The organism is Mycobacteriales bacterium, from assembly GCA_035995165.1.
Lineage (GTDB): Bacteria > Actinomycetota > Actinomycetes > Mycobacteriales > CADCTP01 > CADCTP01.
The window spans coordinates 43,298-66,101 of the sequence record DASYKU010000027.1; the positions used below are offsets into that span (position 1 = coordinate 43,298).

Consider the following 22,804-nt stretch of genomic DNA (forward strand, 5'->3'; position numbering starts at 1 on the left):
CTTTCCAGAGAGGCTTTCTCGTGAGCGTGTACGACTACTCGGTCACCTTCCCCGACGGCTCGACCAAGCCGCTGTCGGACTGGGCCGGACAGCCGCTGCTGTTGATCAACGTGGCCAGCAAGTGCGGCTTCACCCCGCAGTACGAGGGGCTGGAGGCACTGCAGCGCGGCGGCGACGTGCAGCTGATCGGCTTCCCCTGCAACCAGTTCGGCGACCAGGAGCCGGGCTCGGACGCCGAGATCGCGGACTTCTGCAAGGCCACGTACGACGTGACGTTCCCGATGTCGACCAAGATCGACGTGAACGGGCCGTCCACCGACCCGCTCTGGGCCTACCTGCGGGCGCAGGCGCCGGGAGACTTCGGCCCGTCCGCCGGGATGCTCTACGAGATCCTCAAGGAGCGGAAGCCCGAGACGATCGGCACCGACGAGGTCAAGTGGAACTTCACCAAGTTCCTCGTCGACGGCGACGGCAAGGTCGTGCGCCGCTACGAGTCGTACGAGACCCCCCAGCAGATCGGGTCAGACCTGGCTGCGCACGCGGGTTAGCCGGGTCACCAGGCGCTGGTGCTTGGCCGGGCCGCGGACGTCCCAGACCGTACGGATCCGGTCACCGTCCACTGTGACCAGTCCACTGTAGACATCCGCGCGGCACGGGTGCGTCACCGGCGTACCCGGCCGCCACGGGTGGAACGGGCGGCCGTCGTCGAACTCGGCCCACCAGCCGTCCGCGTGCTCGCGCAGCAGGTACGTGCGGGTGACCGGGTGGTCGGTGCCGGCCCACCGCAGCGTGCCCCGCTCGGCCCAGCGCAGGCCGGCGCCGTCCGGTGCGATCACCAGCTCGCCCCGGACGGTGCCCTGCCGGCCGGTCCGCCTGTCGGCGACCCGGCGGGCCAGCGACCAGCGGCCGATCAGGTCCTCCACGGCGGCCCTGGCGTCCACGACGGCTCAGGCCGGGGGCTGGTCCTGCAGCGGTACGTCGTCCCCGCGGACGAGGTCCAGCCGCTGCGTCTGGGCGCCGAGCGCGAAGTGCTCGGCCCAGTCCACCGCGGTCCGGATCCGGTTCCCGGGCATCACGCTGAGGTGGTAACCGCGGGTCACGACCTTGGCCGGGAACCCGCCCAGCGGGACGCCGAGCGGGTCGGCCGCGCCGTCGAAGCCGCCGAGGTCGATGACGAAGCCGAGGTTGCGGTGCCGGTACTGCTGGCGCCGGCCGTGGCCGAGCGTCGCCGCGATGTTCTTGCCGGCCCGGGCGCCCTGCCGCTGCGCGTGCTGCGCGGTCATCGCGGTGACCTCGCCGGGCCGGGTCAGGTCCGGCACGGCGGCGGCGTCCCCGCAGGCCCACAACCCCGGCTGCCCCGGTACGGACAGGTCGGCGTCGACGACCAGCCGGCCCTTCTCGGTCGGCAGCCCCAGCGTCTCCACCAGGTGGTCGGGCCGGACCCCCACGCACCAGATCAGCGACCGGGTCGGCACGCTGCTGCCGTCCGAGAGCGTCACGCCGTCGCCGGTGGCCTCCTTGACCGAGGTCCTCATCCGGACCTCGACCCCGCGCTCCCCCAGCGTCCGCGCCGCCACCGCGGACAGCCGCTCGGACAGCCCCGGCAGCACCCGGTCCGCGGTGTCGAGCAGCAACCACCGGGCCCGCGCACCCGCCAGCCGCGGGTGCTTGGCCAGCAGCGCCCGCGTCGCCAGCACGCCCTGGGCCGCGACCTCGGTCCCGGTGTAGCCGGCCCCGACCACCACGAACGTCAGCCGGGCCGAGCGCTCGTCGGTGTCCTCGGCCTGGTCCGCGAGCTCGACCTGGCGGACCAGGTGGTCGCGCAGGTAGACGGCCTCGGCCAGGTTGCGGAACCCGTGCGCGTGCTCGCCGACGCCGGGCACCGGCAGCAGCTTGTTCACGCTGCCGCTGGTCAGCAGCAGCTGGTCGTAGGTCAGCGTCTGGTCGTCGCCGTCGGTGTCGCGGTAGGTGACCGACCGGCCGGCCAGGTCGACGGTGTGCACCGTCCCGACCGCGAGCCGCACCCCGGGCAGCGCGCCCGGCAGCGAGACCGCGACCCGCCGCGGGTCCAGGATCCCGGCCGCGACCTCCGGCAGGAGCGGTACGTACAGGAAGTAGTCGGTCGGGTTCACGAGGACGACCTCGGCCTCCCCGGCCAGCCGCTTGCACAGCACCTTCGCCGCGTTGAACCCGGCGAACCCACCTCCGACCACCACGACCCTCGTCATGCCGCCGACTCTAAACGCCGATCCCGGCACCGTGCTCCGTCAACCGACGGACCGCGACTCCACCACCCGGCCCCCACCCCGGCAGCCCTCCACCGGAGGCGCCGGGGCGCCGCGGGCCCGGGAGCACGCGGGCTGCGTAGGCTCGGCCGGTGCCGGGGATCACGATCGACGCCACGCCGGTGCTCAGCTACGCGATGGCGCACGTCGGCATCCCGGCGGTGTCCCGGCTGGCGATCGACGGGGTCGAGGCCGACGTACGGGCGGCGCGGCTGCTGCTGTCGGTGCGGGACGCGACGGGCCCGCTGGGCGCGCCGCAGGAGGTGCTGCTCGACCTGGTCGCGGGCGAGCCGGCCGTCCTCACCGACCTCCGGCTGCTCCTCGACCCGGCGGCGATGCTGCAGGTCGAGGAGCAGCGGCCGGGCGCCGTCCGGGCCGCGCTGGAGGTCGGCGGGGTCGTGGTCGCGGAGGCGACGGCGCCCACCCGGGTGCTGGCGGCGCAGCAGTGGCTGGCCTCTCCCCCGGCGCTGGCCCTGGAGCTGCTGGCCGCGTACGTCATGCCGAACCACCCGGCCGTGCACGGGTTCATGGCCGAGGTCGCGGACCGGCTGCACCGCACCACCGGCAGCGCGTCGATCCAGGGCTACCAGGCCGGCCCGGAGCGGGTGGACGAGATCGTCGGGGCCGTCTTCGCCGCGATGCGGGCCCGCCGGATCCGGTACGCCGAGCCGCCGGCGAGCTGGGCCGACGACGGCCAGAAGGTGCGCACCCCGGCCGAGGTCCTGGACGACGGCGTCGGCACCTGCCTGGACACCGTGGTGACGATGGCGGCCGTGCTGGAGCAGGCCGGGATCCGGCCGCTGCTCTGGATCGCCGCGGGCCACGCGTTCCTCGGCTGGTGGCGGGAGGAGTCCTCGCTCGGCACGATCGCCGAGCTGGACCCGATGGCCGCCGTCAACCAGGTCGACCTGGGCCGGATCGGGCTGGTCGAGACGACCACGCTGACCGGATCGGAGGCGACCCGGCCGCCGGTGGCCGCCACTGCGGTCGCGGTCGTGGACGTGCACGAGGCCCGGCTGAACGGGATCGTGCCGCTGCCGGCCCGGACCCGCGACGCGGACGGCACCGTCCGGGTCAGCGTCTACACCGCGCCCGCGTCGGTCGTGACCGCGCCGCCCCCGACGCCGGCCGCCGGCGCCCCGGCGCGCCCGGCCGAGCCGGCCCGGGTCGCCCGCTGGAAGAACGCCCTGCTGGACCTGAGCCTGCGCAACCGGCTGCTGAACTTCACCGCCCGCTCGGCCCTCTCGGTCACGGTCCCGGACGGCGGGATCGCCGCGCTGGAGGACCTCCTCCACAGTGGACGGTCGCTGGTCCTGCGGCCGTCGGACGAGCTGTCCGAGGTGGACCGGGAGCGGGGCGTACGGCACGGGCGGGAGCTGCCCGCGGACCGGCTGGTCGAGCTGCTCACCGGCCGGCAGACCGTGCACGTGGACGTGCCGGCGGCCGCGTACCAGACCCGGTTGCGGGCGCTGGCGTACAAGGCCCGCACGATCGTGGAGGAGACCGGGGCCAACAACCTCTACCTCGCGCTGGGCACGCTGGTCTGGGAGCTGGACGGGCGGCCGCTGCGGTCGCCGCTGGTCCTGGTCCCGGTCCGGCTGAAGGCGGCCGGGCGCGGCGGCCACTACCGGCTGAGCCTGGACGACACCGGCTCGTCGACGCCGAACTACTGCCTGCTGGAGAAGCTGCGCCAGGTGCACGACCTCGCCCTGCCGGAGCTGGCCGACCCGGCTCTGGACGGCGCCGGGATCGACGTCGACGCGGCGTTCGACGCGGTCCGGCGGACGCTGGCCGAGCGCGGGATCCCGTACCGGATCGAGACGACGGCCGACCTGGCCGTGCTGCAGTTCGCGAAGTTCCGGCTCTGGAAGGACCTGGACGAGCACTGGCCGGCGTTCGCGGCGAACCCGCTGGTCGACCACCTGATCCGGACGCCGATGGACGCGTTCGCCGACCCGGTCCGCTCGGACCCGGTGCCGGACCTCGACGGGCTCGGCGAGGCCTGCCCGATCCCGGCCGACGGCTCGCAGCTGCGGGCGATCGCCGACGCGGTCGCCGGCCGGACCTTCGTGCTGGAGGGGCCGCCCGGGACCGGCAAGTCCCAGACGATCACCAACCTGCTCGTCCGGGCGGTCGCCGAGGGCCGGCGGGTGCTGTTCGTCGCGGAGAAGCGGGCCGCGCTGGACGTCGTGCAGCGCCGCCTGGACGCGGTCGGCATGGGCCCCCTCTCGCTCGACCTGCACGACAAGGGCAGCAAGCCGACCGCGGTCCGGGAGCAGATCGCCCGCGGCCTCGACCACGTGGTCGCCGCCGACGTCCAGGGACACGAGGTGGCGACGGCCAGGCTGCGGTCGGCCCGGCAGGCGTTGACCCGCTACCAGTACCAGCTGCACGACCGGAACTCCGCCGGTCTCTCCCTCTACGAGGCCCACGAGGCCGAGCTGGCGTACGGCGACGAGGTCCGGGCGATGCCGGTGCCGGAGTCCTTGCTGACGGCGTCCGCGCCCGGGACGGTCGACCGCGTGCGGCAGCTGTTCAGCACGCTGTCCGAGGTCGCGTACCCGGCCCGGCCGGGACCGCGGCACCCGTGGGGTTTCCTCGACCGGCCCGCGGGCGTCGACGTCGAGGCCACCGCCCGGGCGGCCCGCCGGCTCGACGCCGCGCTGGGCGGGCTCCCGGCCGACCTCGCCCCGGCGCTCGCCGACCACCGCGACCTGGCCGCGCTGGCCGGCCTGCTGGCGGCCGGGCTCCCGCTCACCGTCCTGGACGAGTCACGGACCCCGCGCTGGGCGGCCGCGACCGACGACGCCGTCCGGCGGGCGGCCGAGTTCGCGGGCCGCGCGCATCCCGGACTGGACGTCGTCACGCCCGCGGTGCTGGACCTGCCGGTCGAGGAGATCGACGCCGCGGCCCGGACCGCCGCCGCGAGCGGGTTCGTCGGCCGGCGCAGGCGGCTGACCGCCGTCCGTGACCGCCTCGCCCCGGTCCTCCGTCCGAACGCGACGGTCAAGCCGAAGCGGCTCCCGGACCTGACCGGACAGCTCGTCGCGCTGCGGGCCGCGGTCCGGGAGCTGGCCGACTCGGTGACCGTGATCCCCGGGCTGACGCTGCCGGCCGGCTGGAGCCCGTTCACCGGCACCGCGCTCGGCGCCCGGATCGCCTCCGTACGCGGGCTCGGCGCCGCCGTGGATCCGGCCGCCGGGCCGCGGGCGGCCGCGTTCCGCTCGCTCGCCGGCCTCGACGCCGCCCCGGTACGGGAGGCCGCGACCGCCGCGGCCGAGCTGGTCGCCGCCACCGGAACCACCACGCTGGCCGGCTGGGCCGGCCCGGCCGGGCTGTCCGCGACCTGGCGGGCCACCGGCGCCGACCGCGCCCTGGCCGACCCGCAGCTCGGCTCGCTGCGGCGCCGGCTGGAGCTGCTGCGGCACCTGGAGCCGCTGCGGGCCGACCACCTCGACGAGGCCCGCACGGCCGTCCTGGACGGCACGCTCGACCCGGACGACGCCCGGACCGCGTACGAGGCCGGGCTGGCCCGCTCCGCCGTGGCCGAGCGACTGCACAGCACCGGGCTGAGCGGCTTCGACCGGACCGCGCAGGAGCGGTCGATCGCCCGGTTCACCGACGCCTCCCGGGCCGTCCGGGAGCTGCTCGTCTCGCTGCTGCCGCAGCGGGTGCTGGCCGGTCGCGGCTTCGACCCGCGCGCCACCGGCGGCCGGGTCGGGGAGCTGACCCGGCAGCTGGCCCGCCAGCGCGGCGGGCTCAAGGTCCGCGCGCTGATGTCCGAGTACGGCGACGTGATCACGGCCGCGCTGCCGTGCGTGCTGGTGAGCCCGGAGTCGCTGGCCCGGTTCTTCCCGGCCACGACCCGGCTCTTCGACATCGTCGTGTTCGACGAGGCGTCCCAGATCCGGGTCGCGGACGCGATCGGCGCGATGGGCCGGGCCCGGTCGGTGGTCGTCGTCGGCGACAGCAAGCAGCTGCCGCCGACCTCGGTCGCGGAGAGCGGGCTCGCGGACGAGGACGCCGACGAGCACGTCGTGGACGACGAGGAGTCGATCCTCACCGAGTGCGTCCAGGCACGGGTCGAGCGGCACCGGCTGCTCTGGCACTACCGCAGCCAGGACGAGGCGCTGATCGCGTTCAGCAACGTCCACTACTACGACGGGGCGCTGTCCACGTTCCCGGCCCCGCACCGGCCGGGCACCGGGGTGTCGCTGGTCCGGGTCGACGGGCACTTCCTCCGTACGGGGTCGCGGACGACGTTGCGGACCAACCCGGTGGAGGCGGCGGCGGTGGTCGCCGAGATCGCCCGCCGGTTCGCCGCGTCGCCGGACCGGTCGCCGTCGATCGGGGTGGTGACGTTCAACGCCCAGCAGCGGGCGTACATCGAGGGCCTGCTGCGGGACGCCGGCGATCCGCGGCTGGTCGAGGCGCTGGAGGACACCGACGGCCTGTTCGTGAAGAACCTCGAGAACGTCCAGGGCGACGAGCGGGACGTGGTGCTGTTCTCCACCGCCTTCAGCGCGGCCGGGAACGGCGTGCTGCCGTTGAACTTCGGCCCGCTCAACCGGGCCGGCGGCGAGCGGCGGCTGAACGTCGCGGTGACCCGGGCCCGGCGGCAGGTGATCGTCTTCTCCAGCTTCGACCCGGGGCAGCTGCGGACCGAGCAGACCGCGTCGGTCGGGCTGCGGCACCTGCGGACGTACCTGGAGATGGCCTCGCGCGGCGCGGTGGTGCTGCCGGCGAACCTGCGCCGGCCGCGGGAGCCGGACCGGCACCGCGACGAGCTCGCGGCCCGGCTGCGCGGCCGCGGGCTGGACGTCCGGACCGACGTCGGGCTGTCGGACTTCGCCCTCGATGCGGTCCTCGGCGACGTGGCGGTGCTGCTGGACGGCCGGGCCTGGATGCGGCGGCTGACCGCGCGGGACCGGGACACGCTGCCGCGCGAGGTGCTCGGTGAGGTGCTCGGCTGGCGGGCGGTCGAGCGCGTCTGGCTCCCGGACTGGCTCGCTGACCCCGACGCGGTCCTGGACCGCCTGCAGGCGGTCCAGGCGGCCGGGACCGTACGGGCGCCCGACCCGGCGCCGGTGCCGGCCCGCGCGGCGGCTCCCGGGCCGAGCACGGAGACCGCGGCCCCGGACCCAGCTCCGGACGCGGCTCCGGACCCAGTTCCGGACGCGGCTCCGGACCCAGCTCCGGACGCGGCTCCGGACCCAGCTCCGGACCCAGCTCCGGACGCGGCTCCGGACCCAGCTCCGGATCCAGCTCCGGACCCGGCTCCGGACCCAGCTTCGGATTCCGCGTCAGCGGAGGACGAGCTGCGCGGGACGGCGGAACCGCGCAACGGGCGTACGGACGGCACGGAGTTCGTCCCGTGGACCGTCCGTCCGGCCGGGACGGTCGACGTCCTCGACGCGCTGCCGCAACGCCGCGCCACGGCCCGGGTGGCCGGCCTGCTGGCCGACATCGTCACCGCCGAAGGACCCGTGCACGCCGACCGGCTGGCCCGCCTCGCCGCGAACGCCCTCGGTCTCGACCGGGTCTACGAGGCCCGCCGGGACGCCATCCTGCGTTGTCTCCCGGCCAGCGCCCGGTTCGACGACCTCGAGCCGGTGGTCTGGCCGGCGGACCTGGACCCCGCGGCCTGGACCGGCTTCCGCCGTACGCCCGCCGGCGTCGAGCGCCCGCTCGCCCACGTCCCGCTGCGCGAGATCCTCAACGCGATGGCCGCGCAGACCGCCGCGGCCGCCGGCATGTCCCGGACCGAGCTGCACCGCGCGACGCTGGCCGGCTTCGGCGGCCGCCGGCTCACCCCGGGCCTGGCCGAGCGGCTGGACACCGCGGTCGAGCTGGGCCTGCGCACCGGCCGGCTGACCGACCGGGACGGCACGATCCGGCCGGCCGCTCAGCCGTAGGCGTCGAGCCCGAGCTTCACCGCGACGCCCAGCCCGCAGACGGCGATGAAGACCCGCAGCGGACCGTCCGGCAGCCGGCGGACCACGGCCGGGCCGATCCAGCCGCCGGTGAAGAAGCCCAGCGCCAGCGGCACCACCGCGGTCCAGTGCACCGGCCCGAACAGCGCGAACGTCAGCGCCGCGACCGCGTTGGCGGCCGAGGAGATCACGTTCTTCATCGCGATCGACCGGGCCAGCGGCTGGTCCAGCAGCGCGGTCAGCACGGCCAGCACCAGCACTCCCCCGGCCGCGCCGAAGTAGCCGGTGTAGACGGCCACCGCGAGGAGGCCGAAGCGCAGCAGCCGGCTGTGCTCCCGGCCGGCCTCCGGCTGCGGCCGGGGCCGGCGCAGCAGCACCAGCGAGGCGCCGGCGATCAGCCAGGGCACGGCCGCCTCGAACGCCGACTCCGGCGTGAGCAGCAGCAGCACCGCGCCGATCGCGCCGCCGGCCGCGTTGAGCAGCCCGAACCGCACCAGCCGGGCCCGCTGTCCGGACAGCTCCGGCCGGGAGCCGGCCGCGGCGCCGAAGCCGACGAACACCAGCGCGGTCGTGTTGGTGACGTTCGCGGCCAGCGGACCCAGTCCGAGCGCCAGCAGGGCCGGGTACGAGACGAGCGAGGCCAGGCTGGCGACCACGCTCACGACCCCCGCGAGGACCCCCGCCGCGTACAGCCAGAGCACGTCGGACACGGGCTCCAGTCTCGACGGTGGCCGATCCGGTCTCGTTCCCGGGACGTTTACGTGCCGTCTCTGTCCGGATGGCCGTTTCCGCCGTACGCTCCGAATTCTCAGGCCCAAATGCTTCGGGTCGTACCGACGAACGGAGTAAGGCCATGTCGAAAATCCGTGCACTTCTCGCTCTGCTCGCCGCCGTGCTCGGAATGGCCGTGCTGATGGCGCCGTCGGCGCAAGCCGCCACCGTCAGCACGACGCTCCGGGCCGGGGCCTCCGGGCTGCCGGTCGCGACCGAGGTCCGCACCGGCTACACCCGGGCGATGTTCCACCTCTGGATCGACGCCGACGGCGACGGCTGCGATACCCGCAACGAGGTGCTCATCGCCGAGGCGACGACCCAGCCGGCGATCGGCGCCGGCTGCAAGCTCACCGGCGGCCGCTGGCACTCCTACTACGACAACGTCGACTGGACGCTCAGCTCGGATCTGGACATCGACCACCTCGTACCGCTGGCCGAGGCCTGGGACTCCGGTGCCCGCAACTGGACCGCGACCCAGCGGGAGACGTACGCGAACGACCTCGGCGACGCCCGGGACCTCGTCGCGGTGACCGACAACGTCAACCAGTCCAAGGGCGACCGGGACCCGGCCGAGTGGATGCCGTCGGCCACGTCGGCGACCTGCCGGTACGTCGCGGAGTGGGTCGCGGTGAAGATCCGCTGGCGGCTCACCGTGGACAGCGCCGAGAAGTCCGCGCTCACCGGCTTCGCCGCCGGCTGCACGAACGTCACCATCACCGTCACCCAGGCGATCTAGGACACGCCTCCGGCGGCGAGCCCAAGACGTGGCCCGCCGCCGGAAGGGGTCCCGGCGGCGGGCCCAGGGGAGACCCGCCGCCGGAACGGTGGAGCTCCGGCGGCGGGCCCCAGGGGAGGCCCGCCGCCGGAACGGTGAGGTCCGGCGGCGGGCCACGGGGGACGGCCCACCGCCGGACGTGAGCGAGGCGCGCCTCAGCGCACCAGCGGCCAGAGCCGCAGGATCACCCGCCCGCTGACCGCCGACACCGGCACCGAGCCGAAGATCCGCGAGTCGATCGACCCGTCCCGGGAGTCGCCGAGCACGAAGACGTCCCCGGCCGGCACGGTGACCGGTCCGAAGTAGACACCGTCGATCCGGGTGTGGTCGACGTACGGCTCGTCCGCCTCGACGCCGTCCACATAGAGGTAGGCGTCCCGGATCTCGACCTTCTGTCCGCCGGTGGCGACGACCCGCTTCACCACCAGGCTGTCGTCCTGCGGGTCGTGCAGGACCAGCAGCTGCCCGGCCGCGGGCGAGACGTGCCGCTGTATCAGCACGACGTCCCCGGACCGCAGCGTCGGCGCCATGCTGTCGCCGTCCACCCGCAGCGGCTCGGCGACGAAGAGCCTTACCAGCACGAGGACGAGGACGGCCACGGCGAGCAGAGCGGCCCGGGTCCGGACCGCCCTGCGCCCCCGCGCCGGAGCGACGGTCAAGGGGTGTCCGGTCGGGCCGGGTCGGCGTTGATCGGGTCGTTCGGGTCGGGGCTCTGCAACCCGACCGAGAACTGCTGCATCATGTCGTGGTCCTCGTGGGGCAGGTTGTGGCAGTGCATCATGTACTTCCCGCGCTGGTGCTCGAAGCGCATGAGCACCTTCACGGTCTCGTTCTCGCCGATGTAGACGACGTCCTTCGGCCCCTTCTCGTAGTCGTACGGGGCGATGGGGTTGTTGCTGCCGAGCTTCCGGCTGAGGATCTGGAAGTCGACCAGGTGGATGTGGACCGGGTGGAACCAGCCACCGCTGCGATTCTCGATCTCCCAGATCTCCACGTCGTCCACCGCGGGGTTGGCCACCACCAGGTCGAAGCCGCTGTCGATGACGTCGTGCCAGGTCTTGCCGCTGATCGACCACTCCCCGGCCGACGTCCGCTCGACCGCCATCTTGCGGGTGCGCACGGCGTTCGCGGCCGTCAGCGACATGACCGGCGACGAGGCCAGCGTGGTCGGGATCGTGTTGTTGGTGGAGTCGAACGGGCCGTCCACGACGTCGAACGCCATGATCTTGCCGGTGTCGTCGTAGTCGATGTTGTTCTTGTTCGACAGGTTCTTCAGCTCCACCCGCTTGCCGACGGGGTAGCGGGAGAAGTCGATGAGGATCTCGTACCGCTCGGCGTTGCCGTGCCGGTAGGAGGTGACCGTCTTCGCCACCGGCATCAGGCCGCCGTCGGTGGCCACCACCGTCATCGGGTCGCCCGAGCCCAGCTGCGGCTTGTACGACCGGGAGATCGAGGCGTTGAGGACGCGGAACCGGTAGACCCGCCGCTTCACCTGCATCACCGGCCACGGCCGGCCGTTGACCAGGACGATGTCGCCCCAGAGCCCGGACTCGGTGTGGTCGTCGTAGGAGAGCGTGCCGTTCTCGGCGAACATCGCGTCGGTGATGGTGATCGGCACGTCGAACTCGCCCTGCGGCAGCAGCGCCCGCTCCACCGGGTCGTGCAGGTGGTACTGCGCGGCCAGGCCGCCGTACGCGTTCTGCGCGGTGAAGTGCACGCCGTGGTCGTGGTACCAGAGCGTCCGGGCCGGCTGGAAGTTCGGGTACCGGTAGTCCTTGACGTATCCCGGCGCGGTGACGTCGCTGGCGTACCCGTCGTACTGGGGCAGCGAGGCCGAGCCGTGCAGGTGCGTCGAGGTGTCGAACGGGTGCCCGAACGCCGGGTGCAGCGCCGGCAGCTGGTTGCGCACCTTGAGCACCGCGCGGGTGCCCTGCTCCAGGCTGATCGTCGGGCCCGGCACCGAGCCGTTGTAGCCCCAGACCGGGGTGGTGAGTCCCGGCACGATCTGCGCGGTGCTCTGGCTCTCGGTCACCGTGTAGAAGTTCGTGGTGATGCCGTCACCGTCCACAGTGGACGAGGACGGCTGCAGCACCGGCGGCCGCTGGAACGTGGCCTGGTACGGCTTGGGGAAGTTGGCCGACTTCAGCCGGCTGGCCTGCTTGCCGGCCGCGGCGCGGCCGAGCGGGACGCTGAGCGCCCCGACCCCGACGGCTCCGACGGCTCCGATCTTGAGGAGTCGTCGCCGGGAGTACTGGGTCGTGTCGAACACTGTGTTCCTCCGCGTGGGGTAGGAGGTGGGCAGGACGCGGGTTCCGGGTGAGGGCCGGATCCCGTTGGCGGGCCCGTGGGGAGCCCGAGTGTGGGAACCCGCCCCCACAGGCCCGGGAAGGCCTGTGGGGGCGGGGTACTGCTGAGGGGACCTACTTCCCGGTGCCGGTCAACGCGGCCTGCACCGTGGTCGGGACGGTGGTCAGGTCACCGGTGACGACGAGGCTGGCGGAGTACGCCTGGACCAGCGTCGGCCGGAACGTGACCGTGAGGTTGCAACTGCGGTTGGCCGCCAGCGAGGTCCCGAGGCACCCGGCACCGGTGACGGTGAACGCCGCGGCGTTCGTCCCGGTGATGGAGGCCGCGGAGACCTGTCCGACGATCGTGCCGACGTTCTTGACCGACACGGTCAGGGACTTCGTGGCGTTCCGGTTGACCGTGCTGAAGGCGACCGGGCTCGGGGTCAGCGTGAACGACGACCCCAGCCCGTTCGCGGTCAGCGAGACGGTCGTGCTCCCGGTGCCCGCGTTGTGCGGGATCACCAGGCTCCCGGTCTGGGAACCCAGCGCCGTCGGCGCGTACTTCACCGAGATGCTGCACGTCGCGTTCGGTGCGATCGCGACGGTGCAGGTGTTGGCGGTGATCGAGTAACCCGACGCGCCCGTCCCGGTGAGGGTCGGGTTCCCGACCACCAGCGGAGCGGTTCCGGTGTTCTTCACCGTCGTCGAGAGCGTCACCGGCTGTCCGGACGCGACGCTGCCGTACGCGAGCACGCCCGGGGTCACGGTGGCGGCCGGAGCCGCCGCCTGGTCGGCGATACCCGTCAGCGCGACCAACGTCGCGGGACCGGTACCGGTTGGGGTGATCCGCAACGAGGCGGTCTTCGTCCCGGCTGCTGCCGGGGCGAAGGCGACGGTCACCGTACAGGTGCCGTCGACGGCGACCGTGGCGCCGGCGCAGGTGCCGCCGGTGACCCGGAAGTCGCCACTGTTGACGCCCGCCAGCGCAACACTGGCGATCGTCGTGGGCACGGCCGCGACGTTGGTGAACGTCACGATCCGGTTGCCGCTGGTCTGACCCGCCGGCTGGTGTCCGAAGTCGACGGAGCTGACGTCGGACTGCAGCGGCCCGGCCAGCTTGCCGGAGACAGTGAACGTGTCGGTCGAACCCACGAGGTTGCCGGCCGTGTCGAACACCGAGAACTTGTCGGTCGGCTGGCTCTCGCCGGCGGCGACGTACGTGCCGCCGACGACCTTGTGGAACGCCCGGGCGTCGCCCAGGTAGTTGTCCGGCGCCGCGCTCTCCGCCGGATCCCAACGCAGGTAGCTCAGCGCGTCGGTGTCACCGTTCGGCTTGACGCCGTTGGTGGTGGCGTCCGGCAGCAGCGCCTGGGAGAAGTCGCACGTGGCAGGTGCGACCGGGGCGCAGCCGGTGTCGACGGTGCCGCCCGAGACCACGTCGGCGTTGCGGGTGATGGCACCCGCGGCGTTGGTGGTCCGGGTGAGCGTGCCGTACGGGGTCTGGAAGGTGTACGGCGTGTTCGGGCAGAGACCGCTGGTCACGAACACCCGCATGCGGGTGAAGGTGATCTGGTCCCCGTCGACCGGCCCGGCGTTCGCGAACGCGCCCTCGAGCGACATCCGCACGGCGGCCGTGCCGGGCGCGGTGCCGCCGCATCCCGGCGTGCCCACGGCCTGCGAGTCGACGACCTGGTAGAACCACTCGCCCGGGTAGTTGCCCGGGAAGCTGAGCGGCTCGTCCGGGTTGTAGAACTCGTCACCGAGCACCACGCAGTTCGGGTCGGTGATGTCCAGGCAGGGCTCGATCCGGGCGCCGGTCGAGTCCTGGTAGTACTTCGGGAAGTGGTCGCTGTCGCGGACGGTCGGCGAGACGGCCGGGTTCGCGTTCGACCCGATGCCGGTCAGCGCCAGCGTGTGCCGGCCGCCCGGTGCGTTGTCGACCACCTGGAGTCCGGCGGAGAAGTTCCCCGCCGAGGTCGGGCTGAACGCCAGGTCGACCTGGCAGCTCGCTCCGGGCGCCACGTTGGCCGTGGTGCACCGGTCGGCGACGATTCCGAACTGGGCGGCGCCGGTCCCGGTCAGCGACAGCGCCTGCACGTCCAGCGGCAGGGTGCCGCCGGCGTTGGAGATGCTGACCGTCCAGATCTTGCTGGTGGTGCCCAGGTGCTGCGGCACGAACGCGGCCGACCGCGGGTTGAAGCTGATCGCCGCGGTGGTACCGGCCGCACCGCCGGTGCCCACGAGCGGCACCGAGAACGGGTTGTTCAGGCCGGTGTGGTTGACGACCAGGCTGGCTGTTCGGTCACCGGTCGCCGTGGGTGTGAAGCTGAGCTGGATCGCACAGCTCGCCCCCGGCGCCAGCGTGGTGCCGGCGCAGGCGGTCGTGGTCGCGGTGAAGTCGGCCGCGTCCACGCCCGTCACGGCCAGCGTGTTGATCGTGAGCGGCGCGATGCCCGTGTTCTTCAGGTTCATCGTCGTGGTCGGCGAGGTGTTGCCGAGCGCGACGACGCCGAGGTCACCCGTGGCCGGGTCGGCCTCGAGCGGGCCCTTCAGCTTGCCGATGACGCTGAACACGTTGGTCTTGCCGACCTGGGTGCCGGACGCGTCGTTGATCTGGAAGTAGTTCGCCGGCGTGATGCCGTCCGGCGAGTACGGAGCGCCGATGACCTTGTGCAAGGTCACGCCGTCACCGATGTAGCCGGCCGGGGCGGCCGGGGCCACCGCCGGGTCCCAGCGCAGGAAGCTCGCCGCGATCCGGCTCTGCAGCGCGATCGTGAAGTCGCAGGTGTCCGGGACCACGGGGGTGCAGCCGACGTCGTCGGTGCCGCGGTTGCGGGCGATGCTGCCCTGGTCGTTCGTGACCAGCGTGGTGGTGCCGTACGGGCCGACGAAGTCGTAGCTCGTGTCCGGGCACAGTCCACCTTGGACACTGATCCGGACGCGGCCGAAGGTGATCTGCTCGGTCGGGGTCGGCGCGTCAGCGATGAACGCGCCTTCCAGGCCGAGGATCATCTTGGCGCGGCCGGCCGGACCGCCGTTGCAGCCGGGCGTGATGATGTTGTCCGACACGCCGCTCTGGTAGAAGAACTCACCCGGGAAGTTGGTCGGGAAGACCTCCGGGTTCACGCCGTCGAAGAACTCGTCCGGCGCGATCGCGCAGTTGGCGTCCTTGAAGTCATTGCACTGCGCGAGGGTGACCCCGTTCTCGTCGCGATACCACTGCGGGAAGCCGTCGGCCGCGTCGACCGGGCCGACCGCCGCGACGCCGCCGGTGCCGTTGCCGGTCACCGGGATCGAGTCGGGCGAGCTGGCCGAGTTCGACGCCAGGATGATCGACGTCGGGTGCTGACCGGTCGTCAACGGGACGAACACCACCCGCAACGTGCAGGTGCCACCGACCGGCACCGTGGCCCCGGTCGCGCAGGTGTTCGCCAGGATCACGTAGTTGGAGCTCTCGGTGGTGTTCGGGTCCAGCACCGCGCTGGTGACGCCCAGCGGGGCGGTGCCGGTGTTGGTGATCGTGACGACCTTCTCCGGGCTCTGGGTCCGGACCCGCACGTCACCGAAGGCGACCGACGCGGTGGTCTTGGTCAGGATCGGCGCGGCACCCACGTTCGTGCCGGTGCCGGTGAGGGCGACCCGCAGCGGCGAGTGCACCCCGCCCGTGGACGCCAGGTCCAGCGAGGCTGTTCGGGCCCCGGCTGGTGCGAGTGGACTGAACCGGACGCCGACCGTACAGGTCTGGTCCCGGGTCAGGACCTGGCCGGAGCAGAGGTCGGCCCCGGGAACGACGGAGAACTGGGCCGCGTCGGTGCCGCTGATCGCGGCCGGCGAGACGGTGACCGCGTTCTTGTCCAGGTTGCTGACCGTGACGGTCCTGGTCGCGCTGGTGCTGCCGACACCGACGCCGCCGAAGTCGACGGAGGCGGGGTTGGAGACCAGCGAGCCGGCCAGCTTGCCGGACACGGTGAACTGGTTGGTGGTCATGCCCAGGTCGTTGCCGGCGCTGTCCAGGATGGCGAAGTCGTTGCCGACGGTGCCGCCGGTGATCGCGTGCGGCGTGGCGCCGTCACCGAGGTAGCCGGCCGGAGCGCCGGTGTCCCAGCGCAGGAAGCCGTTCTGGGCGTTGCCCATGATCCGGCTCGCGTTGGCCAGTGAGAAGTCGCACCGGGCCGGCGGGACCACCGAGACGCAACCGATGTCCTGGGTGCCGATGTTCGGCACCACCGCGCCGGCCGCGTCGGTCGTGAACGTCTCGGTCCCGAACGGGTGCCGGAACTGGTACGTCGTGTCCGGGCAGAGGCCGCTGGTCACGCGGACCCGGATCCGGCCGAAGGTGATCTGCTCGCCGGCCACCGCCGGGCCGTTGACGAAGGCGCCCTCCAAGTCGAGGGTCACCAGCGCCCGGCCCGGAGCCGTCCCGGCACAACCCGGGGTGGGCACGTTCGCGGAGTCGGCCGAGGCGTAGAAGAACTCGTCCGGGAAGTTGGTCGGGAAGCTGACCGGCAGATTGGGGTCGAAGTCCGCGGCTGCCGGCAGCACGCAGTTCGCATCGTTGGGGTCGAGACAAGGCGCGACGCGGTTGCCTGCCGAGTCCTGGTACCAGCTCGGAAATCCGGTGGACGGGTCGACGGTGCTGGAGACCGCGCCGGCCGCGCTGGCGACGCCGGGAGCGGCGAAGGCGAGGCCCACGGCTCCTGACAGTGCGACCGCCAACGCCGCCAAGGCCGCGACGGGCCTCGGCAGTCGTGATCGGGTTCTCAATGACATCGGTGATGCCCCCTAGGCATGCCTTCGGCCCAGTGCCGACGACCTGATCAGACTCGAAAAAACCGGCCGGTTCCGGTAAGCCGAGGGGTGGGGGTTGACGATCCCCAATCCAGGGGGGCCAGTGGAGTAGTACCTTCTGATCCGTTCGGCACGGCCAGCGCGTAGTCATGACCAATAACGCCATCCCACCGCGACAGATCCGCATCAGGATGTAAGGCTGTGAACGGTGGCAAGACGGGTCACCCAAGTGGGGTGTCGGGGGGAGAGCGTGGAGCCGGTTACGAAGGTCGTCATCGTCGATGATCATCAGACGCTGGTCGATCTGCTCCGACTGGCGTTGAGCGCGGAGACCGACATCGACGTCGTCGGCACCGCGGGCACGGCGTCGGAGGGGTTGCGGCTTGTCGACGACACCAGGCCGGACCTGGTGTTGATGGACTTCGGGCTGCCCGATTCCGACGGCGTGACCACGGCGGCCGAGGTGCTGGTACGGCAGCCGACGACCCGTGTCGTGATGCTCACGGCGACCCATGACGGGTCGCTGATCAGCCGGGCCGCGGCGGCCGGCGTGTGCGGGTTCGTGGCGAAGACGGGGGCCTTCGGAGAAGTGCTGTCCGCGATCCGTACGGCCCGGACCGGGTCCATGGTCATCGACCCCACGGTGCTCGCCCGGCTGGTCCCGTCCCAGCGCAGGAACTCCGAGGATGACAGCGACCGGATGGTCGCGCCGCTGCTCACCCCACGGGAGCAGGAGGTGCTCGGCCTTCTCGGAGCCGGGATGGACGCCCGGGCCATCGCGCGGACGCTGTCGATCTCCCTTCACACCTGCCGGGGCTACGTGAAGAGCGTCCTGGCCAAGCTCGACTGCCACTCCCAGCTGGAGGCCGTCGTGGCGGCCGGCCGGTTGGGGCTGCTGCCCCCACCGGTGGAGCGGCGTTGACTTTCTGGTCGCCGCGCGACCGCCGGCTGTCCGTCGTCGCCCGCGCGCTCGTGCAGCACGCGGTCGTCAGCATCATGGCGCTGGTGGTGGTCGGCGCGACCGCGGCGATCATCTGCGTCCGGGTGGTGCAGAGCCAGGCGCTGCGCCAGGCCGAGGGCGGCGGCGAGGTCGTGGCCACCCGGGTCGTCGCGCCGCTGATCAACCAGGGCGTGTACGACGGGGACACCGACGACCTGACCGCGCTCGACGACCGGGTCCGGATCCGCAAGTCGGGCAGCACGATCCAGCGGGTCAAGGTCTGGTCGGCCGAGGGCGTCATCCTCTACTGCGACGACCCACGGTTGATCGGCCAGCGCTACCCGCTGGAGCCCGAGGACAAGGCGGTCCTCGACGCCGGCGGCGTCGCCTCCGACGTCTCGGACCTGAGCAAGTCCGAGAACGTGCTGGACCAGAGCTTCGGCGAGAGCCTCGAGGTCTACGTCGGCACGAGGGACACCGAGGGCCGGCCGATCCTGGTCGAGACGTACTTCACCGCGGACCGATTGCACGCCGACGAGGCCGCCCTGATCCGCCGGATCATCCCGGTGGTGCTGACCGCGCTGCTGGTGCTGGGGCTGCTCCTGGTCCCGCTGGCGTACTCGCTGGCCCGCCGGGTGGCCCGGTACGAGCGGGAGCGGCAGGCGATGATCCGGCTGGCGGTCGAGGCGTCCTCGGCCGAGCGGCGCCGGGTCGCCGGGGAGTTGCACGACGGGGTGATCCAGGACCTCGCGGGGGTGGGCTATGCCCTGACCGCGCTGGACGCCCAGATCGCCGGACTCGGCAGCGGGCCCACGCCGGGGAGCGGCTCGCCCCCACCGATCGGCGCGCTGCGGGCGACCCTGCGCACGGCCCAGCGGCTGGTGCACGACGACGTCCTGGCGCTGCGCGAGCTGACCGGCATGCAGTACGCGGCCGACAGCGGCGCGGCCGACCCCGCCGCCGCCCTTCGGGTCATCGCCGACGGCGTCCGCGAGGAGGGCACGCCGGTCGAGATGATCGTCGGCGAGCTGCCGACCCTGCCGGCCGCGCACCGGGCCGCGCTGATCCGGGTCGGCCGCGAGGCCCTGCGCAACGCGGCCAAGCACGCCCCCGGCTCGAACGTGACGCTGGAGCTCGGCACCGAGGGTGAGTCCGCGGTGGTCACGGTCACCGACGACGGCCCGGGCTTCGACCCGACCGCGGCGCTCGGCCCGGTCGACGGCCACATCGGCCTGGCGCTGCTCACCGACGCCGCCGAGGGCGTGGGCGGGCTGCTGGACCTGCGCTCCCGTCCCGGCCACGGCACCACGGTCAGGCTGGCCGTGCCGATCCCGCGCACCGCGGCCGGCCCGAACGGCCGCACCACCGCCTGACCTGCCTTCTCCGCCCCTGCGACTCCGATGAGAGGCGTGCGTCCGGGCTGCAAGAAATGGACGACACGACGAAACTTGCCGTGTGTGCGTCGGAATATGGCGTCGCGATGTCTTGTGGAGTGACTTGCGCCACCCCTATGGTCACTTTGCCGAGACCGTGGAGAGAAACGAGCCCGCGATGCGACGGAGCACCGGACCGGACGGACGACGGACGAGATGGGTCGCGGGCGCCGCGGCCGCGCTGACGGCCGGCGGGCTCGCGCTCGCGCCGGGCACCGCGGCGGCCCAGACGACCCCCGCGCCGGTGGTGACCAGGGCCGCGCTCGACCCGGCCCTGGTCGCCGGCCGCGGCGCTGCGGTGCCGTACACGGAGCAGGAGGCGGAGAACGCGGTCACCACCGGCACCCGCATCGGCCCCGGGCGGGACGCGTACACGCTGCCGGCCGAGGCCTCCGGGCGGACCGCCGTCCGCCTCGCCCCGGGCCAGTACGTCGAGTTCACGCTGCCCGGCGCCGCGAACGCGATCACGGTCCGGTACAGCATCCCGGACGCGCCCACCGGCGGCGGGATCACCGCCCCGCTGGCCGTCACCGGCAGCCACGGCCTGCGGACGTCGATGACGCTGACCTCGCAGTACGCCTGGCTCTACAACCAGTTCCCGTTCTCCAACGACCCGAACGCGGGGCTGCTGCACCCGGAGCAGTTCATCACCGAGTGCCAGTGCGTGCCGCAGGACACCGTGCCGTTCCCGACGGTCAGCGTCCCGTTCCGGCCCAACCACTTCTACGACGAGCAGCGGCTGCTGCTCGGGCGGACGCTGCGGGCCGGGGACACGATCCGGCTGACCGCGAGCGCCGGCGCCGCCTGGACCGTGCTCGACCTGCTCGACTCCCAGCTGGTCGGGCTGCCGCACGTCCGGCTGGCCGCGGCCAACGTGCTGCTGTTCGGCGCCGACCCGAGCGGGCGGCGCGACTCCGCGCCCGCGTTCGACCGGGCGATCGCGTTCGCCCGGGCCCACCACCTGGTCGTCTACCTCCCGCCGGGCACGTTCCAGGTCAACCGGCACATCGTCGTCGACCACGTGACCGTCGAGGGCGCCGGCAGCTGGTACACGATCGTCAAGGGCCACGAGATCGCGCTGAGCACGCCGGCCCCGGACGGCTCGGTGCACAGCGGCGTCGGCTTCTACGGCCGGTCCGCGGCCGAGGGCGGCAGCTCCGACGTACACCTGTCCGGCTTCGCGATCGAGGGCGACGTCCGCGAGCGCATCGACACCGACCAGGTCAACGGCGTCGGCGGCGCGCTGAGCGACTCCACCGTGGACGGCCTCTACCTGCACCACACCAAGGTCGGGCTCTGGCTGGACGGGCCGATGACGAACCTGCGGGTGACGGACAACGTCATCGCCGACCAGATCGCGGACGGGCTGAACTTCCACACCGGCGTGACCGACTCGCTCGTCGCGAACAATGTCGTCCGCAACACCGGCGACGACGGGCTGGCGATGTGGTCGGACCGGACCGAGGACGCGCGGGACACGTTCGACCACAACACCGTGCAGACGCCGGTCCTGGCGAACGCGATCGCGCTCTACGGCGGCACCGACAACACGATCTCGGCCAACCTCGTCGCCGACCCGATCCGGGAGGGCAGCGGCATCCAGCTCGGGTCCCGGTTCGGTGCCGAGGCGTTCACCGGGCACGTCTGGGTCACCGACAACACGACCGTCCGGGCCGGGCCGTTCGAGCTGAACTGGAACATCGGCATGGGCGCGATCTGGATATTCGCGCTGGAGAAGAACATCGACGCCGACATCGAGGTCGTCGGCGACCATTTCCTCGACAACACGTACAACGCGATCATGCTGGTGAGCGATTTCCCGGTGAAGGACCTCGTCTCGATCACGAACGTGCATTTCCGGGACGTGCAGGTCGACGGGACCGGGACGTCGGTGGTTTCGGCCCGGGTGGCCGGCGGGGCGTCGTTCGAGAACGTGGACGCCCGCAACGTCGGCGCGGTCGGCATCAACAACTGCGGCTCGTTCCACTTCACCCCGGCCGGGTCCGAATTCACGGTCACCGACCTCGGCGGGAACGACGGCGGCTGGCTGGCGCCGTTCGAGCTGCCGAACACGATCACCTGCGACGACCGGCCGCCGGTGGTGCCGCCGCCGCCGCCGTCCGCGTTCTGACCCCCACCGGCCGCCGTCCCCTCCCGGGCCGGCGGCCGGTGACGTTTCGACCGGGGCCGAAGGGTGCCAGGCGGAGCGTCGAAACGATGACCACGACGGCGGAGACGTCGATCTCGCCGCGGTGGGTGCGCTGGTCGCGGACGAGCGGCGGTGCCGGATCCTGCTCGCGCTCGGCTACGGTCGCGCGCTTCCGGCCGGGCGGCCGGCCGACGAGGCCGGGGTGAGCGCCGCGACCGCGAGCAGCCACCTGACCGCGGCGTGGACTGGAGCCAGCAGCGCCACCACCTCTCCGGCGCGCTCGGCCGCGGCCTGCTCGACCGGCTGCCGGAGCTCGGCTGGATCGCCCGCGCCGACGCGACGCGCGCGATCCGGATCACCCCTGGGGGCGGGACGGCCTGCGCGCTACGTTCGGGCTCGACCTGAGCTGAGGAGAGTCCCGTGACCGAGTCCCGGCCGCCGTTCCCGCCGTTCGACGCCCAGACCGCCGCGCAGAAGGTGCAGGCGGCCGAGGACGCGTGGAACTCCCGCGATCCGCAGCGGGTGAGCATGGCGTACACCGAGGACTCGGTCTGGCGGAACCGGGACCAGTTCGTCACCGGGCGGGCGGCGATCGTCGAGTTCCTCGCCGGCAAGTGGGAGCGGGAGCTGGACTACGCGCTGCGCAAGTCCCTCTGGGCGTACACGGACGACCGGATCGCGGTGCGTTTCCAGTACGAGTGCCGGGACACGAACGGCCAGTGGTGGCGGTGCTACGGCAACGAGCTGTGGGAGTTCGCGGCGAACGGGCTGATGCGCCGGCGGGAGGCCAGCATCAACGACCTGGCGATCACCGAGTCGGACCGCCGGATCACCGGACCGCGCCCGGAGGACGAGCGCGGCGTCGACATTCCGCTGCAGTAGACCTCACGTTCCGGCCGTCCGCGGCGTCTACCTGGTGACGGACCCGCGAGACGAAGGAGCACCCGATGTCCACCCGGCACACGATCCTGGCCTCGCCGATCGGCGACCTCACGGTCGTGCGCGACGACGACGGCCTGACCGGGCTCTACTTCCCGCACCACTGGACCCGGCCGGACCGGACCGCGTTCGGCCCGCCGGTCACCGCCGGCTTCGATGACGTCGCGACCCAGCTGGCGGAGTACCTCGCCGGCGACCGGCGCACGTTCGACCTGCCCCTGCACGCCGACGGGGACTCGCTCCAGCGCCAGGTCTGGGCGCTGCTGGCCGCGATCCCGTACGGCTCGACCGTGACGTACGGGCACCTCGCCCGGACGCTCGGCTGTTCCGCGCAGGAGGTCGGCGCCGCGGTCGGCAGCAACCCGCTGTCGATCCTGGTGCCCTGCCACCGCGTGGTCGGCAGCACCGGCAAGCTCACCGGGTACGCCGGCGGGCTGGACCGCAAGCGGCACCTGCTCGACCTCGAATCGGGTCAGCAGGTCCTGGGAGCGGTGTCCTGA

Annotated in this window: 15 protein-coding genes; 9 read left to right on the top strand and 6 right to left on the bottom strand. The window is 72.9% G+C overall.

What is annotated here, in order from left to right; genetic code table 11:
- Positions 1–20 precede the first annotated feature (20 nt).
- Entirely contained in the window at positions 21–548 is a 528-nt protein-coding gene (locus VGP36_04975; protein HEV7654081.1) for a glutathione peroxidase, read from the top strand.
- Here the strand turns inward: VGP36_04975 and VGP36_04980 are convergent.
- Positions 522–941 (bottom strand): DUF6314 family protein, encoded by a 420-nt coding sequence (locus tag VGP36_04980; GenBank protein HEV7654082.1) that lies wholly within the window; start codon positions 939–941, stop codon positions 522–524. The two genes, VGP36_04975 and VGP36_04980, sit on opposite strands and share 27 nt — an antisense overlap.
- Positions 942–947: 6 nt before the next feature.
- The gene (locus VGP36_04985) at positions 948–2,228 is read right to left on the bottom strand and encodes an FAD-dependent oxidoreductase (GenBank protein ID HEV7654083.1); all 1,281 of its coding nucleotides are present in this window, start codon (positions 2,226–2,228) and stop codon (positions 948–950) included.
- A 149-nt stretch (positions 2,229–2,377) separates the two neighbouring features.
- On the opposite strand from VGP36_04985, the gene VGP36_04990 reads away from it, so the two are divergent.
- Positions 2,378–8,200, top strand: coding sequence for a DUF3320 domain-containing protein (locus VGP36_04990; GenBank protein HEV7654084.1), 5,823 nt, complete (start codon positions 2,378–2,380; stop codon positions 8,198–8,200).
- On the opposite strand, the gene VGP36_04995 is transcribed toward VGP36_04990, so the two are convergent.
- Positions 8,191–8,928, bottom strand: a complete 738-nt coding sequence (locus tag VGP36_04995) for a sulfite exporter TauE/SafE family protein (protein HEV7654085.1) — start codon at positions 8,926–8,928, stop codon at positions 8,191–8,193. The two genes, VGP36_04990 and VGP36_04995, sit on opposite strands and share 10 nt — an antisense overlap.
- A gap of 143 nt (positions 8,929–9,071) precedes the next feature.
- Here VGP36_04995 and VGP36_05000 point away from each other — a divergent pair, with 143 nt between their 5' ends.
- Positions 9,072–9,728: an HNH endonuclease family protein gene (locus VGP36_05000; protein HEV7654086.1), complete on the top strand. Its 657-nt coding sequence runs from the start codon at positions 9,072–9,074 to the stop codon at positions 9,726–9,728.
- A gap of 194 nt (positions 9,729–9,922) precedes the next feature.
- Here VGP36_05000 and lepB read toward each other — a convergent pair whose 3' ends face one another.
- From lepB to VGP36_05015, 3 genes are all read right to left on the bottom strand, one after another.
- Complete coding sequence (lepB, locus tag VGP36_05005; protein ID HEV7654087.1) at positions 9,923–10,426, bottom strand: signal peptidase I; 504 nt, start codon at positions 10,424–10,426, stop codon at positions 9,923–9,925.
- Positions 10,423–12,036, bottom strand: a complete 1,614-nt coding sequence (locus VGP36_05010; protein HEV7654088.1) for a multicopper oxidase domain-containing protein — start codon at positions 12,034–12,036, stop codon at positions 10,423–10,425. The genes lepB and VGP36_05010 overlap by 4 nt, the downstream gene beginning before the upstream one ends.
- 151 nt (positions 12,037–12,187) lie before the next feature.
- Positions 12,188–16,747 carry a choice-of-anchor D domain-containing protein gene (locus VGP36_05015; protein ID HEV7654089.1) on the bottom strand — a complete coding sequence of 1,520 codons (4,560 nt, stop codon included), beginning with the start codon at positions 16,745–16,747 and terminating at the stop codon, positions 12,188–12,190.
- 346 nt (positions 16,748–17,093) lie between these two features.
- On the opposite strand from VGP36_05015, the gene VGP36_05020 reads away from it, so the two are divergent.
- The 6 genes from VGP36_05020 (at position 17,094) to VGP36_05045 (ending at position 22,804) form a co-directional block, all read left to right on the top strand.
- Positions 17,094–17,765 (top strand): response regulator transcription factor, encoded by a 672-nt coding sequence (locus tag VGP36_05020; protein HEV7654090.1) that lies wholly within the window; start codon positions 17,094–17,096, stop codon positions 17,763–17,765.
- Positions 17,762–19,156 carry an ATP-binding protein gene (locus VGP36_05025; protein ID HEV7654091.1) on the top strand — a complete coding sequence of 465 codons (1,395 nt, stop codon included), beginning with the start codon at positions 17,762–17,764 and terminating at the stop codon, positions 19,154–19,156. Before VGP36_05020 ends, VGP36_05025 begins: the two co-directional genes overlap by 4 nt.
- Before the next feature lie 178 nt (positions 19,157–19,334).
- Positions 19,335–21,347, top strand: coding sequence for a glycosyl hydrolase family 28-related protein (locus VGP36_05030; protein HEV7654092.1), 2,013 nt, complete (start codon positions 19,335–19,337; stop codon positions 21,345–21,347).
- Positions 21,348–21,605: 258 nt separating this feature from the next.
- Entirely contained in the window at positions 21,606–21,770 is a 165-nt protein-coding gene (locus tag VGP36_05035; GenBank protein ID HEV7654093.1) for a hypothetical protein, read from the top strand.
- 15 nt (positions 21,771–21,785) lie between these two features.
- Positions 21,786–22,247, top strand: coding sequence for a nuclear transport factor 2 family protein (locus VGP36_05040; protein ID HEV7654094.1), 462 nt, complete (start codon positions 21,786–21,788; stop codon positions 22,245–22,247).
- Between the two features lie 65 nt (positions 22,248–22,312).
- The gene (locus VGP36_05045) at positions 22,313–22,804 is read left to right on the top strand and encodes a methylated-DNA--[protein]-cysteine S-methyltransferase (protein ID HEV7654095.1); all 492 of its coding nucleotides are present in this window, start codon (positions 22,313–22,315) and stop codon (positions 22,802–22,804) included.

What these genes read in the sequence shown, in the direction of transcription:
- VGP36_04985 (HEV7654083.1), bottom strand. Translation starts at nt 2,228, where the DNA reads ATGACGAGGGTCGTGGTGGTCGGAGGTGGGTTCGCCGGGTTCAACGCG.
- VGP36_05000 (HEV7654086.1), top strand. Translation starts at nt 9,072, where the DNA reads ATGTCGAAAATCCGTGCACTTCTCGCTCTGCTCGCCGCCGTGCTCGGA.
- VGP36_05030 (HEV7654092.1), top strand. Translation starts at nt 19,335, where the DNA reads ATGCGACGGAGCACCGGACCGGACGGACGACGGACGAGATGGGTCGCG.
- VGP36_05045 (HEV7654095.1), top strand. Translation starts at nt 22,313, where the DNA reads ATGTCCACCCGGCACACGATCCTGGCCTCGCCGATCGGCGACCTCACG.